Source organism: Paracoccus ferrooxidans, assembly GCF_029909815.1.
Classification (GTDB): Bacteria; Pseudomonadota; Alphaproteobacteria; order Rhodobacterales; family Rhodobacteraceae; genus Paracoccus; species Paracoccus versutus.
Genome location: NZ_CP038198.1, coordinates 1,846,599 through 1,860,581, shown reverse-complemented (window position 1 = coordinate 1,860,581; position 13,983 = coordinate 1,846,599). Strand labels below are relative to the sequence as shown.

16 protein-coding genes are annotated in these 13,983 nt (G+C 67.4%); 4 read left to right on the top strand and 12 right to left on the bottom strand.

Annotated elements, in window-relative coordinates; translation table 11 throughout:
- Positions 1-101 precede the first annotated feature (101 nt).
- Together E3U26_RS09330 and E3U26_RS09325 are read right to left on the bottom strand one after the other, a co-directional pair.
- Positions 102-833 carry a response regulator transcription factor family protein gene (locus E3U26_RS09330; protein ID WP_499104755.1) on the bottom strand — a complete coding sequence of 244 codons (732 nt, stop codon included), beginning with the start codon at positions 831-833 and terminating at the stop codon, positions 102-104.
- Positions 830-1,348, bottom strand: coding sequence for a MarR family winged helix-turn-helix transcriptional regulator (locus E3U26_RS09325; RefSeq protein ID WP_036758206.1), 519 nt, complete (start codon positions 1,346-1,348; stop codon positions 830-832). The genes E3U26_RS09330 and E3U26_RS09325 overlap by 4 nt, the downstream gene beginning before the upstream one ends.
- Positions 1,349-1,500: 152 nt before the next feature.
- On the opposite strand from E3U26_RS09325, the gene E3U26_RS09320 reads away from it, so the two are divergent.
- Positions 1,501-2,370, top strand: coding sequence for a branched-chain amino acid aminotransferase (locus tag E3U26_RS09320; protein WP_036758207.1), 870 nt, complete (start codon positions 1,501-1,503; stop codon positions 2,368-2,370).
- A 78-nt stretch (positions 2,371-2,448) separates the two neighbouring features.
- On the opposite strand, the gene E3U26_RS09315 is transcribed toward E3U26_RS09320, so the two are convergent.
- The 8 genes from E3U26_RS09315 to E3U26_RS09280 form a co-directional block, all read right to left on the bottom strand.
- Positions 2,449-2,643, bottom strand: coding sequence for a hypothetical protein (locus E3U26_RS09315; protein ID WP_036758208.1), 195 nt, complete (start codon positions 2,641-2,643; stop codon positions 2,449-2,451).
- A 74-nt stretch (positions 2,644-2,717) separates the two neighbouring features.
- Positions 2,718-3,182 carry a PTS sugar transporter subunit IIA gene (locus E3U26_RS09310; protein ID WP_011748883.1) on the bottom strand — a complete coding sequence of 155 codons (465 nt, stop codon included), beginning with the start codon at positions 3,180-3,182 and terminating at the stop codon, positions 2,718-2,720.
- A gap of 83 nt (positions 3,183-3,265) precedes the next feature.
- Positions 3,266-3,844, bottom strand: coding sequence for a ribosome hibernation-promoting factor, HPF/YfiA family (gene hpf, locus E3U26_RS09305; RefSeq protein WP_036758230.1), 579 nt, complete (start codon positions 3,842-3,844; stop codon positions 3,266-3,268).
- 162 nt (positions 3,845-4,006) lie between these two features.
- Positions 4,007-4,741, bottom strand: a complete 735-nt coding sequence (gene lptB, locus E3U26_RS09300) for an LPS export ABC transporter ATP-binding protein (RefSeq protein ID WP_036758209.1) — start codon at positions 4,739-4,741, stop codon at positions 4,007-4,009.
- Positions 4,742-4,745: 4 nt separating this feature from the next.
- A complete protein-coding gene (lptA, locus tag E3U26_RS09295; RefSeq protein ID WP_499104754.1) occupies positions 4,746-5,231 on the bottom strand; it encodes an LptA/OstA family protein in 486 nt (161 codons plus the stop codon).
- 52 nt (positions 5,232-5,283) lie between these two features.
- Positions 5,284-5,865, bottom strand: a complete 582-nt coding sequence (locus E3U26_RS09290) for a hypothetical protein (RefSeq protein WP_036758211.1) — start codon at positions 5,863-5,865, stop codon at positions 5,284-5,286.
- A gap of 2 nt (positions 5,866-5,867) precedes the next feature.
- Positions 5,868-6,815, bottom strand: a complete 948-nt coding sequence (locus E3U26_RS09285; protein ID WP_243784760.1) for a KpsF/GutQ family sugar-phosphate isomerase — start codon at positions 6,813-6,815, stop codon at positions 5,868-5,870.
- 10 nt (positions 6,816-6,825) lie between these two features.
- The gene (locus E3U26_RS09280) at positions 6,826-7,440 is read right to left on the bottom strand and encodes a ribonuclease D (RefSeq protein ID WP_036758213.1); all 615 of its coding nucleotides are present in this window, start codon (positions 7,438-7,440) and stop codon (positions 6,826-6,828) included.
- Between the two features lie 238 nt (positions 7,441-7,678).
- Here E3U26_RS09280 and E3U26_RS09275 point away from each other — a divergent pair, with 238 nt between their 5' ends.
- From E3U26_RS09275 to E3U26_RS09265, 3 genes are all read left to right on the top strand, one after another.
- Positions 7,679-9,694: a TonB-dependent receptor domain-containing protein gene (locus E3U26_RS09275; RefSeq protein WP_499104753.1), complete on the top strand. Its 2,016-nt coding sequence runs from the start codon at positions 7,679-7,681 to the stop codon at positions 9,692-9,694.
- 141 nt (positions 9,695-9,835) lie between these two features.
- Positions 9,836-10,093: a helix-turn-helix domain-containing protein gene (locus E3U26_RS09270; protein ID WP_072463851.1), complete on the top strand. Its 258-nt coding sequence runs from the start codon at positions 9,836-9,838 to the stop codon at positions 10,091-10,093.
- A 66-nt stretch (positions 10,094-10,159) separates the two neighbouring features.
- Positions 10,160-11,827, top strand: coding sequence for a SulP family inorganic anion transporter (locus E3U26_RS09265; RefSeq protein ID WP_114535928.1), 1,668 nt, complete (start codon positions 10,160-10,162; stop codon positions 11,825-11,827).
- Positions 11,828-11,928: 101 nt separating this feature from the next.
- On the opposite strand, the gene purU is transcribed toward E3U26_RS09265, so the two are convergent.
- On the bottom strand, positions 11,929-12,813 hold the full coding sequence (gene purU, locus E3U26_RS09260) for a formyltetrahydrofolate deformylase (RefSeq protein WP_499104688.1): 885 nt from the start codon (positions 12,811-12,813) through the stop codon (positions 11,929-11,931).
- Positions 12,814-12,919: 106 nt separating this feature from the next.
- Complete coding sequence (gene folD, locus E3U26_RS09255) at positions 12,920-13,825, bottom strand: bifunctional methylenetetrahydrofolate dehydrogenase/methenyltetrahydrofolate cyclohydrolase FolD (protein ID WP_275600358.1); 906 nt, start codon at positions 13,823-13,825, stop codon at positions 12,920-12,922.
- Positions 13,826-13,983 lie beyond the last annotated feature (158 nt).

Sequence of the window (13,983 nt, the reverse complement as noted above, 5' to 3'; positions counted from 1 at the left end):
CGGCATGGGTATTTGGACAACGAAGAAGTCCTGGGCCCGCGCCGCGATCTTCTCTGTTGTCCAAATACCCATTGCAGCCGTGCAGGCGGGCGCGGCGTGGCCTAGTCGGGCACCAGCATGTAGCCGGTGCCGCGCACGGTTTGCAGATAGCGCGGCTCCTTGGGGTCCGGCTCGATCTTGCGGCGCAGGCGGGTGATCTGCACATCGATGGCGCGCTCGGAGTTCTCGCCCGCCTCCTCGGCCGGGCTGCGGCCCAGATCCTCGATCAGCGCGCTGCGGCTGACCGGCTGGCGCGGCGTGTCGGCAAGGCGCCTGAGCAGCGCCTGCTCGGTTCCCGTCAGGCGCAGCGGCGCATCGCCCTGCCACAGCTCGCCCTTGTCGGCATCGTAGCGCAGATGGCCCAGCGACAGGAATTTCGGCCCCTTCGCCTCGGCCGCCGGGATGCGGCGCAGGATGGCGGCGATGCGCAGAAGCAGTTCGCGCGGCTCGAAGGGCTTGGGCAGGTAGTCGTCAGCACCGCTTTCGAAACCCTCGATGCGGTCCCCCGTCTCGCCCTTGGCGGTCAGCAGCAGGATCGGCGTGGTCATGCACTTGCGCAGGTCGCGGGTCAGCGAGAACCCGTCCTCGCCCGGCATCATCACGTCGAGCACGATCAGGTCGAAATCCAGCCCGTCGAGCAGGCGCCGGGCATGGGCGGCGTCGCGCGCCGTCGTCACCAGGAAATCGTTGCGCATCAGGAAGCGGCGCAGCAGGCTGCGGATGCGTTCGTCGTCGTCCACGACCAGGATATGGGCCGCAGGCTGGGGATCGGGGGCGAGGGAGGGGGCGGTCATGGCGTCTCGGGCAGTTCTTTCAGCGCGCGATACTGGCGCAGCGTGTCGCGGTCCATCATCGCCTCCAGCACCTGCCGAAAGCCCGCCACCGCCTGGGGCCCGGCGGCGCGATAGGCGGCGCGCATCCGGGCGCGCTGCGCCTCGGACAGCCGCCGCTCCAGCGCCGCGCCCTTGTCGGTCAGGTAGAGCTGCCGCTCGCGCCGGTCGCGGCGGCCGATGCGGCTTTCGACCAGCCCTTCCTCGATCAGCGTGCGCAGCACCCGGTTCAGCGATTGCTTGGTCACGCCCAGCACGTCCAGAAGCGCCGTCACCGTCAGGCCCGGCTCGCGGTTGATGAAGTGAATCGCCCGGTGATGGGCGCGGCCGTAATCCAGCTCGGCCAGGATCAGGTCGGGATCGGCGGTAAAGGCGCGATAGGCGAAGAACATCGCCTCGATCCCGCGGCGAAGCTGATCATCCGTCAGAAACAGCAGGCTTTCCCCGCCTGCCGGCGCGACATTCACCTTGTTCTGCATGGCCTTCCCTTCACTGCATGGCCCTTATTACGTCAGACTTGTTGACTTTCCAACCATGAATGGATAGCCCAGACCTCAAGTTGCGCAACTTTCTTTGCCAGACATGCTCTGACGGCGCAACATTCCGCAAACCGAACCGGCCGGAGGGAAAAATGGCGGGCGCATATGACGATCGTGACGGCAAGATCTGGATGGATGGCAAGCTGGTGGAGTGGCGCGAGGCGAACGTCCACATCCTGACCCATGCGCTGCACTATGCCAGCTCGGTGTTCGAGGGCGAGCGGTGCTACAGCGGCAAGATCTTCAAGGGCCACGAGCATTCGCTGCGGCTGATCGAATCGGCGCGGCTGCTGGACATGCAATCGCCCTATAGCGCAGAAGAGATCGACGCGGCGAAAACCGCCGTGCTGGAGGCGAACGGCTTCAAGGACGCCTATGTCCGCGCGGTGATGTGGCGCGGCTCGGGTGAGGACATGGGGGTTTCGGCGCGCCGCAACCCGGTGCGCATGGCCGTCGCCGCCTGGGAATGGGGCAGCTATTACGGCGACGCGAAATGGCAGGGCGCGAAGCTCGACATCGCCAAGTGGAAGCGGCCCAGCCCCGAGACCATCCCCACCGCCGCCAAGGCCGCCGGGCTTTACATGATCTGCACCATGTCCAAGCACGCGGCCGAGGAGAAGGGCTGCTCGGACGCGCTGTTCATGGACTGGGAGGGCTATGTCGCCGAGGCCACCGGCGCCAACATCTTCTTCGTCAAGGACGGCGAGGTGCATACGCCCCTGGCCGACCGCTTCCTGAACGGCATCACCCGGCAGACCGTCATCCAGATGCTCAAGGACAACGGCACCGCCGTGCATGAACGCCGCATCAAGCCCGAGGAGCTGGACAGCTTCCAGGAATGCTTCCTGACCGGCACCGCGGCCGAAGTGACCCCGGTCGGGCAGATCGGCGACTGGCATTTCCAGGTCGGCGACACCACCCGCAAGATCGCCGAGGAATACGAAAATCTGGTCCGCGCCTGACCGCCGTCCCAGGCCAAGGCCGAAATGAAAACCGGCCGGGCGGCAGCGCCCGGCCGGTTCGCATTGCTGGGCCAGGGATCAGACCCGATGGCCGCGCTCGATCCGGGCAAATTCGGCGGCGCGGCGATTCGCCTCTTCGCTGCTGCGGACGCGGGGCCGCATGCGCAGGGCGGCGATGGCCGGATGAAGGCCGGATTCGCGTTCCTGCCGCGTATAATATTGGGTGCGGCCGGAACTGTTTTCGTGACTGCGGTCTGCGATATGTCTGGTCATTTCGGTCTTCCTCCCGCGCGGGAGTATAGCGCGGATGCGGGCGCATTTCACCCCTTGCGGGCGGCCCTGCGACCTCAGGCCGCCTTGATGCCCGGCGCGGCGGCCAGCATGGCGTGCAGCGCCACCGGATCCTCGTTCGCGCGCAGCTTGGCGCGCAGGTCCTGGTCGCGCAGCGTGCGCGAGACCAGCGCCAGCGCCTTGAGGTGATCGACGCCCGAGTTCTTGGGCGCGAGCAGCGCAAAGATCAGGTCAACCGGCTGGCGGTCCACCGCGTCGAAATCCAGCGGCTTTTCCAGCCGCAGGAACAGGCCGACCACGTGGTCGAGCCCATGCAGCCGCGCATGGGGCAGCGCGACGCCATGGCCGACCCCGGTGGGGCCCAGGCTTTCGCGCTCTTGCAGCGCGTCCAGCGTCTGGGCGGCATCCACGCCATAGACCGCCCGCGCCTGTTCGGCGATTTCCTGGAACAACCGTTTCTTGCTGGTGGTCTGGCTCATCGTCCGCACGGCGGCGGGGGAGAGTATGTCGCTGATCTGCATGTCGCCCAAAAAATTGTCAAGGCCCGGCCGCGGGCTGCGCGGCCGGGACGTTGGTTCAACAAGACTGCCCTTCTTGCGTCAGTCTAGCCCAGATTGCGGGGGTCGATCCAGCCCACGTTGCCGTCGTCGCGGCGGTGAACCACGTTCACGCCCCCATGTTTCTCGTTGCGGAAGACCAGCAGCGGGCTGCCGGCCAGTTCCATCTGCATCACCGCCTCGCCGACCGACAGGGTGGGCACGCGGGTCTCCATCTCGGCGATGATCATGGGTTGCACGCCGTCGGCCTGCGTTTCCCATTCGTCATCTTCACCAGCGGCCAGCACATACATCCCCGCCTGTTCGAATTCAACCGGCTGGGTCCGGTCCTTGTAATGATCCTTGAGCCGGCGCTTGTAGCGGCGCAATTGCTTGTCCATCCGCTCGCGGCACTGTTCGAAGGCCGCATAGATGTCGGTGGCCCCGCCCTTGGCCTGGGCGGTCAGCCCGGTCGAGAGATGCACCACGGCATCGCAGATGAATTCATGCGCGTTGCGGGAAAAGATGACCGTCGCATCCGTCGGGCGTTGCGAATATTTCTCAACGGTGGCACCGAGTTCGGTCTTGACATGAGTCGAAAGCGCATCGCCCACATCGATCTGTTTTCCGCTGATCTGATAGCGCATGGTGGTCCGTCCTTTCGGTTGCCCGGCCTGGTCGTCGCAGCCCTCGCGGCGGCACCGTCCGGGTTTCTTTGGCCCGGCGTCCTGCCCGGCCATATCCTCATTTGGTGACAGCCATGCCGCCGTGTCAACGGCTGCGCGCACGGGATCGTCACGTCCTCGCGTTCAGTTCATGCGGAAGGTTTCGCCCAGGTAGACGCGGCGGACCTGCGGATCGGCGACGATCTCGGCCGTGGTGCCGGATTTCAGCACATGGCCGTCGTGCAGGATATAGGCGCGGTCCACGATCTCCAGCGTTTCGCGGACGTTGTGATCGGTGATCAGCACGCCGATGCCGCGGCTTTTCAGGTCGTGGACCAGGGCGCGGATCTCGCCCACGGCGATGGGATCGACGCCGGCGAATGGTTCGTCCAGAAGCAGATAGGCCGGATCGGCCGCCAGGCAGCGGGCGATCTCGACCCGGCGCCGCTCGCCCCCCGACAGCGCCATGGCCGAGGCACCGCGCAGATGGCCGATCGAGAAATCGCCCAGCAGTTCCTCCAGCCGCTCGCGGCGCTGGTGGACATGCGGCTCGACCAGTTCCAGGACGGCCATGATGTTCTGCTCGACCGTGAGGCCGCGAAAGATCGACATCTCCTGCGGCAGGTAGCCGATGCCCATCTGGGCGCGGCGATACATCGGCAGCCGCGTCGCGTCCTGCCCGTCGATCAGCACCTGGCCCGAATCAGGCGCGACCAGCCCGGCCACGCAATAGAAGCAGGTGGTCTTGCCCGAGCCGTTCGGCCCCAGAAGCGCCACCACCTCGCCCCGGTCCAGGTCCAGCGCCACGTCGCGGATCACCGGGCGGTTGCGATAGGATTTGCGCAGGCCGCGGACGCGCAGCCCCTGCTTTTCGGCCATGGCGTCAGTTCTCCGGCTGCAGGACGCTGCGCACCCGGCCCGAGGCGTCGGCGGTGCCGCTTTCCAGGTTCACCGTCACCTTGTCGCCCGCCAGCAGGTTGCCGCCCTGGCTCAGCAGCACGTCGCCGGTCAGCACGATGGTCCCGGTCTCGACATCGTAATCCGCCGCCTGGGCCTCGGCCGCGTCCTCGCCGCTGGCCAGGGTGACGTTGCCCTGCGCGTGCAGCGCGCTGATGCGGCGCTGGTCGCCCTGGGCATAGGTCACGGTCACGCTGTCCGCCGACAGCCGCATGGCGCCCTGGCCGATCAGCACATTGCCGGAAAAGGTCGCCTGGCCGGTCTTCTGGTCCACGGTCAGCGAATCGGCCGTGACCTCGACCGGCTCCTTGATGTCCTGCGCCCGGCCGAAGCCGGCGGCCTGTCCCAGCGTCGGGCCCGCCGCCAGCATCAGCGACAGGATCACGGGCAAAAGCGGTCCGGGCCGGATCATCGGATTTCCTTTCTGGCGCCCGCAGGCCCCCTATGCGGCCGGCGGCGCCGGGTCATGGCCGGTATATCAAGCGGACTCCGCCGCTCAAATCAAGAACGTGATCGCCGCTGCCCTCGCCCGAGGGCCGAAACTCCATCCGCCCCGCCGTCAGCCGGCCGAAAGGGGCAAGCACATTGACCTCGTCCTCCGAGAGCAGCGTGCCCTCGGTGGTCGAGGCCAGCAGTTCGGGCGCGGTTAGCACCCAGCCGTCGGCGGTGGTCATGCGCACCCCCTCGCCCAGCCGGACCTGCTGGTCCGCCATCGAGGCGGCGCCGGCGCTGACATCCGCCGCCCGCCCGTCGCTGGCGCGCAGGGTCATGCGCACCGCCTGCGCCTGGGCGCCGCTGGTGCGATCGCCGGGCAGCGCCTCGGCGGCCGAGATGCTCAGCTGCGCGCCGTCGCGGGTCACGCCGGCATAGGTCGGGCTCGTCACCGCCTGCCGCTCGGCCAGCTCGCGCGGGTCCACGTCGGCATAGGGGATGCTCGCCTCGGGGTCGGGCTTGCGGCCCAGCAGGAACAACACCGACAGGATCGCCAGCGCCGTCAGCGGCAGGAGCACCCGCAGCCAGGCCACGATGCGCGAGCGGGTGCCCACCGTCAGACAAGCCCCGTGCGCAGGAAGTCGTGGATATGGATCAGCCCCGCCGGCATCCCTTCGAGCGTGACCACGAACAGGCAGGTGATGCGGCGTGCCTGCATCTCGGCCAAGGCCGCCTCGGCCAGCGCGTCGGGGCCGATGGTGCGCGGGTTGCGGGTCATCACCTCGGCGGCGCTATGGTCCAGAAGGCCCTGCATGTGCCGCCGCAGGTCGCCGTCGGTGATGATGCCGGTCAGCCGCCCCGCGGCATCCGTCACCCCGGTCACGCCGAAGCTTTTCTGGCTGATGGTCAGCAGCGCCTCGGCCATGGGCGCGGTCTCGGCCACCAGCGGCATGTCCCGGTGCATCAGGTCAGCCACCTTGGACAGTTTCGCGCCCAGCTTGCCGCCGGGGTGGAAGGTGCGGAAATGCTCGGGCGTGAACTGGCGATGCTCCATCAGCGCCACGGCCAGCGCATCGCCCAGCGCGATGGTCATGGTGGTCGAGGTGGTGGGCACGATGCCGGTGCCGCAGGCCTCGGGCGCCGCGGGCAGGACCAGCGCCACGTCGGCCTGGCGCAGCAGCGTCGATTGCGGCCGGCCGGCGACGCCGATCAGCGGGATCTGGAAGCGCCGGGTATGGGCGATCAGGTCGGCCAGCTCCGGCGTCTCGCCGGAATTGGACAGCACCAGCGCCACGTCGCCCTGCGTCACCATGCCCAGGTCGCCATGGCTCGCCTCGGCCGGATGGACGAACTGCGCCGGCGTCCCGGTCGAGGCCAGCGTTGCGGCGATCTTGCGCCCGACATGGCCGGACTTGCCCATGCCGGACACGACCACCCGGCCGCGCGCGGCCAGGACGGTCTCGACCGCGCGGTCGAAGCTGTCGCCAAGGCCGTCGGCCAGCAGGGCCAGCCCCTCGGCCTCGGTGCGGATCACCCTGCGGGCGGTATCGAGATATGCGCTCATGGCCCGCTACCTAGTGATGGAAGATGTCGTTTTCATCCCCCCAGCCCAGCAGGTCCAGATGGGCACGGGTGGGAAGAAAGTCGAAACAGGCCTGCGCCAGGCCCAGCCGCCCCTCGCGCGCCAGTCGCTTTTCCAGCTCGGCCTTGAGCGCGTGCAGGTGCAGCACGTCCGAGGCGGCATATTCCCGCTGCGCCTCGGACAGTTCCGCCGCGCCCCAGTCGCTGGTCTGCTGCTGCTTGGAGATGTCGACGCCGACCAGGTCCGAAAGCAGGTATTTCAGCCCGTGCCGGTCGGTATAGGTGCGCACCATCTTGCTGGCGATCTTGGTGCACCAGACCGGCTTCGTCGCCACGCCGAAGGCCGCCTCCAGCGCGGCGATGTCGAAACGCCCGAAGTGGAAAAGCTTCAGCACCTGGGGATCTGCCAGCATCCGCACCAGGTTCGGCGCCGCGCGCTGGCCCTGGGCGATCTGCACCAGATGCGCATTGCCGTCGCCCGAGGACAGCTGCACCAGGCACAGCCGGTCGCGGCGCGGGTCCAGCCCCATCGTCTCGGTGTCGATGGCCACGACCGGGCCCAGGTCCAGGTCGTCCGGCAGGTCGTTGCGGTAAAGGGTAATCGTCATCTGTGGCTTCTCGGGCTGCGGCTTTGGGCTGCTGTAACCCCATTGCCCCCGCCTGCGCCAGCCCCGGCGTTGGCTGTCGGCATCCTGCGGCCCATCGTCGCGGCCCGATCCGGAAGTGACGCAGAAGCGCAACAATCCCGACTATTTCAGTCGAAACCAGATCGAATATCCGAGTAAAATACTTGTGCATCCTGGGACCGGCCATATAACTCGCGCCAGTTTCGAACGAATCAAGGCAATGACCATGAAATTGCGCCGTATTATCCCGCTGGCGGGCGTGTCCTCGCTTGCCCTGGCGACAGCCCTTTACGCACAGGACAACCAGAACGCCGAGACCGTGGTCCTGAACCCGATCACCCTGGTCGCCGACGGCCAGGAGAATGTCGAGGCGACCGGCGGCGTCTCCGTCACCGCCGAGGACATCGAGGCGATGCAGCCCGCCGATGTCTCGGAGCTGTTCTCGCGTGAATCCTCCATCACCGTTTCCGGTGGCGGCGGACCGGCCAAGAAGGTCAGCGTCTTCGGTATCGAGCAATCGCTGCTTGCCGTTACCGTGGACGGCGTGCCGCAAGCGCAGACCAGTTGGCACCACACCGGCTCGAACGTGATCGACCCGGCCTTCCTGAAATCGGTCGAGGTCGAGGCCGGGGCGGCAGCAGCTGATTCCGGCTTTGCCGCCGCAGCGGGTGCCCTGCGCTACGAGACGGTGGGCGCGCTGGATCTGCTGGAAGCGGGGCAGAACGTCGGCGGCCGTGCAGCACTTTCCTATGGCTCGAATGGTCGCGGCTTCTCGGGCAGCCTGGCCGGCTATGGCCGGAGCGGCGGGTTCGACTGGTTCATCATGGCCCACGGCTCGAACGGCGACAATTACGACAACGGCGACGGCAAGGAGATTCTGGGCACCGAGCCTGCGGCGCGCAATGTCTTGGCCAAACTGGGCTATGAGTTCGAAGGCCACCGGATCGAGCTTGGCCTGGAGCGCAGCCGTGACGAGGCCGATCGCCTGATCAAGGCGAACATGGGCTTGGCCGGCGACGAGGTCCATCCGCTGAAGGTCAGCCGTGACACGGTCAAGCTGACCTATACCTCGACCGAGCCGACCGACATGTGGGATCCCGAGGTTTCGCTTTACTTCAGCCAATATGAATACTGGCGGCCGAACTACGCCTCCGGCGCGCGCGGCAACAACGGTGACGCGATCTTCAATGAGGACCAGTTCGGCGGCAAGGTGCAGAATACCTTCACGGTTAGCGGCGGCAAGATCACCGCGGGGGTCGACTTCAACGAACACGACTACTCCACCGACAACTATGGTGACGGCCAGGCTGCTGATCGGCAATATCGCAACTTCTCGACCAGTCAGATCGGCGTCTTCGCCCAGGGCCGGTTCGAGTTCCAGAACGGCTTCAGCCTTTCGACCGGCGCCCGCTACGACGCGCACCGCTTTACCGATTGGAACGGCGAGCGGTTCAGCGATTCCGGTGCCAGCGTGAACGGCACTCTCGCCTATCGCGTCAACGACAATATCGAAGTCTTCGCCGGCGCTTCGCGCACCTGGCTGGGCTACGTCATCGGCGATTACGGCTATGTCCATGCCCGCAGCAACGCCTTTGTCACCGACCCGGACTTGGACACGGGCACAGCCAAGAACCTCAAGGTCGGAGCGAACTTTAACGGCGACGCCTGGCAGGCCGGCATCACGGTCTTCGACACGAAGATCGACGGACTGCTGAGCTACGAATCCTCGACCCTGCTGACCAACCGCACCGAGGAATACCGCAGCAAGGGTGTCACCCTGCATGGCACCTATGATTTCGGCAATACCCGGATCGGCGCCTCCTTCACCAAGGCGGACGTGACCGGCGATGGTGACGATGTCCTGCCCAACAACGGCGTCTATTTCATGCCGGTGGGCGAAACCGCCACGCTCTGGGTCGATCACGAACTGCCGGCATGGAACACGGTCCTGGGCGCCTCGGTGGAATGGGCAGGCTCGATCGACGAGCGGGTCGTCGTAGGCCCGACCTCCACGACGACTTACTACAAGCAGCCGTCCTATACTGTGGTCAACGCCTATGCCGAGTGGACGCCCCAGGCATATGAGAACGTGGCGGTTCGGCTCAGCGTCGATAACCTGTTCGACAAGAACTATTACGAGCGGTCGGGCTTTGGTGCGAATCACAGCCGCGGTGGGATCGAGCCGGTCTGGGCGCCCGGTCGCACGATCACGCTGGGCACGACAATGAAGTTCTGACCTATCGCCTACTCGGGCAAATGGACCGGAAAGGCCCCCTTCGCGGGGGCCTTTTTCTTATGCCTGAACCGGCAAAGATGATGTTTGAAATATCATGATAGCCATGCTAGACATCCATCATCAAGGATTGGAAATCAGCGCATGATGACCTCGGCCCAGATGCGTGCGGCGCGCGCCCTTCTTGGCATCGACCAGAAGCGGCTCGCCGAACTCTCGGGCCTGTCGGTTCCCACCATCCAGCGCATGGAGGCCAGCGACGGCAATGTGCGCGGCGTGGTCGAAAGCCTGACCCGCGTGGTCGAGGCGCTGGAGGCCGCCGGGATCGAGCTGATCGGCGAAGGCGCCGCCAGCACCTCGGGCGGGCGCGGCGTGCGGCTGAAATCCGGTCCGCAGACGTAATCGCGACGGCGACCGCCGACGAAAGCCGACGATCCCGCCGCCTCCTTGACCAAGGTGCGGCCCCAGATGAACCAGCAGGCAATCGCAGCGCCCGGATTTGCGCCGCTGTTCACCCCGAAACTGATCACCGTCCTGCGCGAGGGCTATGGCGCGGCCGAGCTGCGCGCCGATGCCCTGGCCGGGCTGACCGTCGCCATCGTGGCGCTGCCCCTGTCGATGGCCATCGCCATCGCCTCCGGCGCCTCGCCGGCGCAGGGGCTCTATACCGCCATCATCGGCGGCTTCCTGGTCTCGGCGCTGGGCGGCTCGCGCTACCAGATCGGCGGGCCGGCGGGGGCCTTCATCGTGCTGGTCGCCGGGATCGTGGCGCAGCACGGCATGTCGGGGCTGATCCTTGCGACCTTCATGTCGGGGCTGATGCTGGTCGCGATCGGGTTCTTGCGGCTGGGCACCTTCATCAAGTTCATCCCCTTCCCGGTGACGGTCGGCTTCACCGCCGGCATCGCCGTCATCATCTTCACCAGCCAGCTGAAGGAAATCTTCGGCCTGGCGCTGACCCATGAACCGGGCGAGCTGGTCGAGAAGATCCCGGCGCTGTGGCAGGCCCGCGCCAGCCTGACGCCTGCCGCGCTGGGGATCGCGCTGGGAACCGTCGCGGTGATCCTGGGGCTGAAGCGCGCCCGCCCACACTGGCCCGGCATGCTGATCGCCGTGACGCTGGCCGCGGGCATCACCGCGGCAACGGGGGCGGATGTCGCGACCATCGGCAGCCGCTTCGGCGGCATCCCCTCGACCTTGCCCGCCCCGGCGCTGCCGGAGTTTTCGCTGGAGAAGGCCCTGGCGCTTCTGCCCGCGGCGGTATCGCTGACGCTGCTGGGCGCCATCGAATCGCTGCTCTCGGCGGTGGTCGCCGACGGCATGACCGGTCGCCGGCACCGCTCGAATTGCGAACTGGTGGCGCAGGGGGTGGCGAACATGGGTTCGGCGCTGTTCGGCGGCATCTGCGTCACCGGCACCATCGCGCGGACCGCGACCAACGTGCGCTCGGGCGCGCATGGGCCGGTGGCGGGGATGCTGCATGCGCTGTTCCTGCTGGGCTTCATGCTGCTGGCGGCGCCATTGGCATCCTATATCCCCCTGGCAGCACTGGCCGGCGTGCTGGCGGTCGTCGCCTGGAACATGATCGAGAAACCCGCCATCGCCATCCTGCTGCGCTCGGGCTGGGGCGAGGCGGCGGTGCTGCTGGTCACCTTCGGGCTGACGATCTTCCGCGACCTGACCGAGGCCATCGTCACGGGCCTGGCGCTCGGCTCGGTGCTGTTCATCCAGCGCATGAGCCAGGCGGTAGGGGTCGAGGCGCTGGTCGGCGCCGACATGGCCGACAGCAGCCGGCCGCGCCCGGACCAGCCGCAGCCGCGCGACGTGGTGGTCTATCGCATCTCGGGGGCGCTGTTCTTCGGCGCCACGGCCTCGATCGGCTCGGTGCTGGACCGCATCCAGGACGGGTTCCGGGTGCTGGTGGTGGATTTCAGCGCCGTACCCTTCCTGGATTCCACCGGCGCCAACATGATCGAGGGGCTGGCGCACAAGGCGCAGCGCCGCGGCATCGCGCTGTGGCTGACCGGCACCAGCCGCGACATCCGCCGGGTGCTGCTGACGCATGGGCTGCGCCGCCCGCTGGTGCATTACGCACCCACGGTCGACGAGGCGCTGCGCCGGCGTCACGGGTCATAGCGGTCCTGCACGCGGGGCGCCGGTTTCCCCGCTGCTTGCCTCCGGCGGGGATATTTGTCCACGGAAGACCGGGGCTAGGGGTGGGGGTGGGGGGCGCTGTTTCACCCCATTCTTTCGGATGCGTAGCTTCCTGGCGAGGCGGGGAAGACCACGGTCTTGTTGCCGTTGAGGAACACCCGGCGGTGGATATGGGCGTGGATGGCGCGGGCCAGGACCTGGCTTTCGACGTCGCGGCCGAGGCTGACATAGTCCTCGGGCGATTGCGCATGGGTGACCCGGACGGTGTCCTGCTCGATGATCGGGCCCTCGTCGAGGTCGGCGGTCACGTAATGGCTGGTCGCCCCGATCAGCTTCACCCCGCGCTCGAAGGCCTGCTTGTAGGGGTTGGCGCCCTTGAAGCTCGGCAGGAAGGAATGGTGGATGTTGATGATCCGCCCCGACATCTTCTTGCACAAGGCGTCCGACAGCACCTGCATGTAGCGCGCCAGAACCACCAGCTCGGCCCCCGAATCCTCGACCACCGCCATCAGCTGCGCCTCGGCCTGCGGCTTGTTCTCGCGCGTGACCTTGATGCAGTGGAAGGGGATGTCGTGGTTCACCACCACCTTCTGGTAGTCCATGTGGTTCGAGATCACCGCCACGATCTCGATCGGCAGCGCGCCGATGCGCCAGCGATAGAGCAGGTCGTTCAGGCAATGGCCGAAGCGGCTGACCATGATCACCACCTTCATCTTCTCGGCCTCGTCATGGATGGCGTAGTCCATGCCGAAGGGCTCGGCCGGGCCGGCCAGGCCCGCGCGCAGCGCCTCCAGCCCCACGCCCTCCTCCGAGACGAAGCTCACCCGCATGAAGAAGCGCCCGGTCTCGGTATCGTCGAACTGCGAACTGTCGGTGATGTTGCAGCCGTGCTCGGCCAGAAAGCCGGCCACGGTGGCGACGATGCCGCGCGTCGAGGGGCAGGCGACCGTCAGCGTGTATTTCTTCATCTGGCTCTCCACTGAAAGGGCAAGCGCCCTGGTTTCTTCCGTGTGCAAATATCCCGGGGGGCCGCAGGAGCGGGGGGCAGCGCCCCCCGCCGTCCCGCGCCATCCCTCAGGCCGCCGCGCCTTCGGCCCGGCCCGGATCCGGCTCGGGCAGGCCATGCGCCCGGCAGCAGGCCACCAGCGTATTGGCCAGCAGGCAGGCGATGGTCATCGGCCCCACGCCCCCCGGCACCGGGGTGATCGCGCCCGCCACCTGCGCCGCGCCCGCGAAGTCCACGTCGCCGACCAGCCGCGACCGGCCCTCCTCCTCGATGCGGTTGATGCCCACGTCGATCACCGTGGCGCCGGGCTTGATCCACTCGCCCCGGATCATCCGCGCCCGGCCCACCGCCGCCACCAGGATGTCCGCCCGCCGGCAGACCGCCGCCAGCTCGCGGGTGCGGCTGTGGGCGATGGTCACCGTGCAGTTCTCGGCCAGCAAGAGCTGCGCCATCGGCTTGCCCACGATGTTCGAGCGCCCCACCACCACCGCCTCCAGCCCCGACAGATCCCCGAGCGTCTCGCGCAAGAGCATCAGGCAGCCCGAGGGCGTGCAGGGCACCAGCGCCTTCTGCCCGGTCCCCAGCAGCCCCACGTTCAGCGCATGGAACCCGTCCACGTCCTTTCGCGGGTCGATGGCGGCGATCACCGCCCCGGCGTCCATATGCGCGGGCAGCGGCAGCTGCACCAGGATGCCGTGCACGGCCGGGTCGGCATTGAGCCGCGCGACCAGCGCCAGCAGCGCCGCCTGCGGCGTCTCGGCCGCAAGCCGGTGCTCGAAGCTCGCCATCCCCGCCTCGCGCGTCTGGACCGCCTTGTTCCTGACATAGACCTGGCTCGCAGGATCCTCGCCCACCAGAACAACCGCAAGCCCGGGCACCAACCCGTGCCCAGACCGCAGCCGGCCCACAGCCTCGGCAACACGCGCCCGCACCCCGGCCGCAAAGCCCCGCCCGTCGATGATCCTTGCACCCATAAGCCATTCTCCTTCAATGTCCGCAGCCCGCCCCAAGGCAAAAGCCCGGCGCCCACACGCGCGCGGATAGCGCAGGCGCCGACATGCGCAAGCCCGGTTCATGGCGGACCTGCCCGTCCCGGTTTCGCCTCTATCCCCCTTGACGCCTTTTTCCAACC

Excerpts from the sequence above, each read along its gene's own strand:
- E3U26_RS09320 (WP_036758207.1), top strand. The coding sequence starts at position 1,501 with ATGGCGGGCGCATATGACGATCGTGACGGCAAGATCTGGATGGATGGC.
- E3U26_RS09270 (WP_072463851.1), top strand. The coding sequence starts at position 9,836 with ATGATGACCTCGGCCCAGATGCGTGCGGCGCGCGCCCTTCTTGGCATC.
- lptA (WP_499104754.1), bottom strand. The coding sequence starts at position 5,231 with ATGATCCGGCCCGGACCGCTTTTGCCCGTGATCCTGTCGCTGATGCTG.
- E3U26_RS09310 (WP_011748883.1), bottom strand. The coding sequence starts at position 3,182 with ATGCAGATCAGCGACATACTCTCCCCCGCCGCCGTGCGGACGATGAGC.
- hpf (WP_036758230.1), bottom strand. The coding sequence starts at position 3,844 with ATGCGCTATCAGATCAGCGGAAAACAGATCGATGTGGGCGATGCGCTT.
- E3U26_RS09265 (WP_114535928.1), top strand. The coding sequence starts at position 10,160 with ATGAACCAGCAGGCAATCGCAGCGCCCGGATTTGCGCCGCTGTTCACC.
- E3U26_RS09325 (WP_036758206.1), bottom strand. The coding sequence starts at position 1,348 with ATGCAGAACAAGGTGAATGTCGCGCCGGCAGGCGGGGAAAGCCTGCTG.
- purU (WP_499104688.1), bottom strand. The coding sequence starts at position 12,813 with ATGAAGAAATACACGCTGACGGTCGCCTGCCCCTCGACGCGCGGCATC.
- E3U26_RS09315 (WP_036758208.1), bottom strand. The coding sequence starts at position 2,643 with ATGACCAGACATATCGCAGACCGCAGTCACGAAAACAGTTCCGGCCGC.
- E3U26_RS09275 (WP_499104753.1), top strand. The coding sequence starts at position 7,679 with ATGACCATGAAATTGCGCCGTATTATCCCGCTGGCGGGCGTGTCCTCG.
- E3U26_RS09330 (WP_499104755.1), bottom strand. The coding sequence starts at position 833 with ATGACCGCCCCCTCCCTCGCCCCCGATCCCCAGCCTGCGGCCCATATC.
- folD (WP_275600358.1), bottom strand. The coding sequence starts at position 13,825 with ATGGGTGCAAGGATCATCGACGGGCGGGGCTTTGCGGCCGGGGTGCGG.
- E3U26_RS09280 (WP_036758213.1), bottom strand. The coding sequence starts at position 7,440 with ATGACGATTACCCTTTACCGCAACGACCTGCCGGACGACCTGGACCTG.
- E3U26_RS09285 (WP_243784760.1), bottom strand. The coding sequence starts at position 6,815 with ATGAGCGCATATCTCGATACCGCCCGCAGGGTGATCCGCACCGAGGCC.
- lptB (WP_036758209.1), bottom strand. The coding sequence starts at position 4,741 with ATGGCCGAAAAGCAGGGGCTGCGCGTCCGCGGCCTGCGCAAATCCTAT.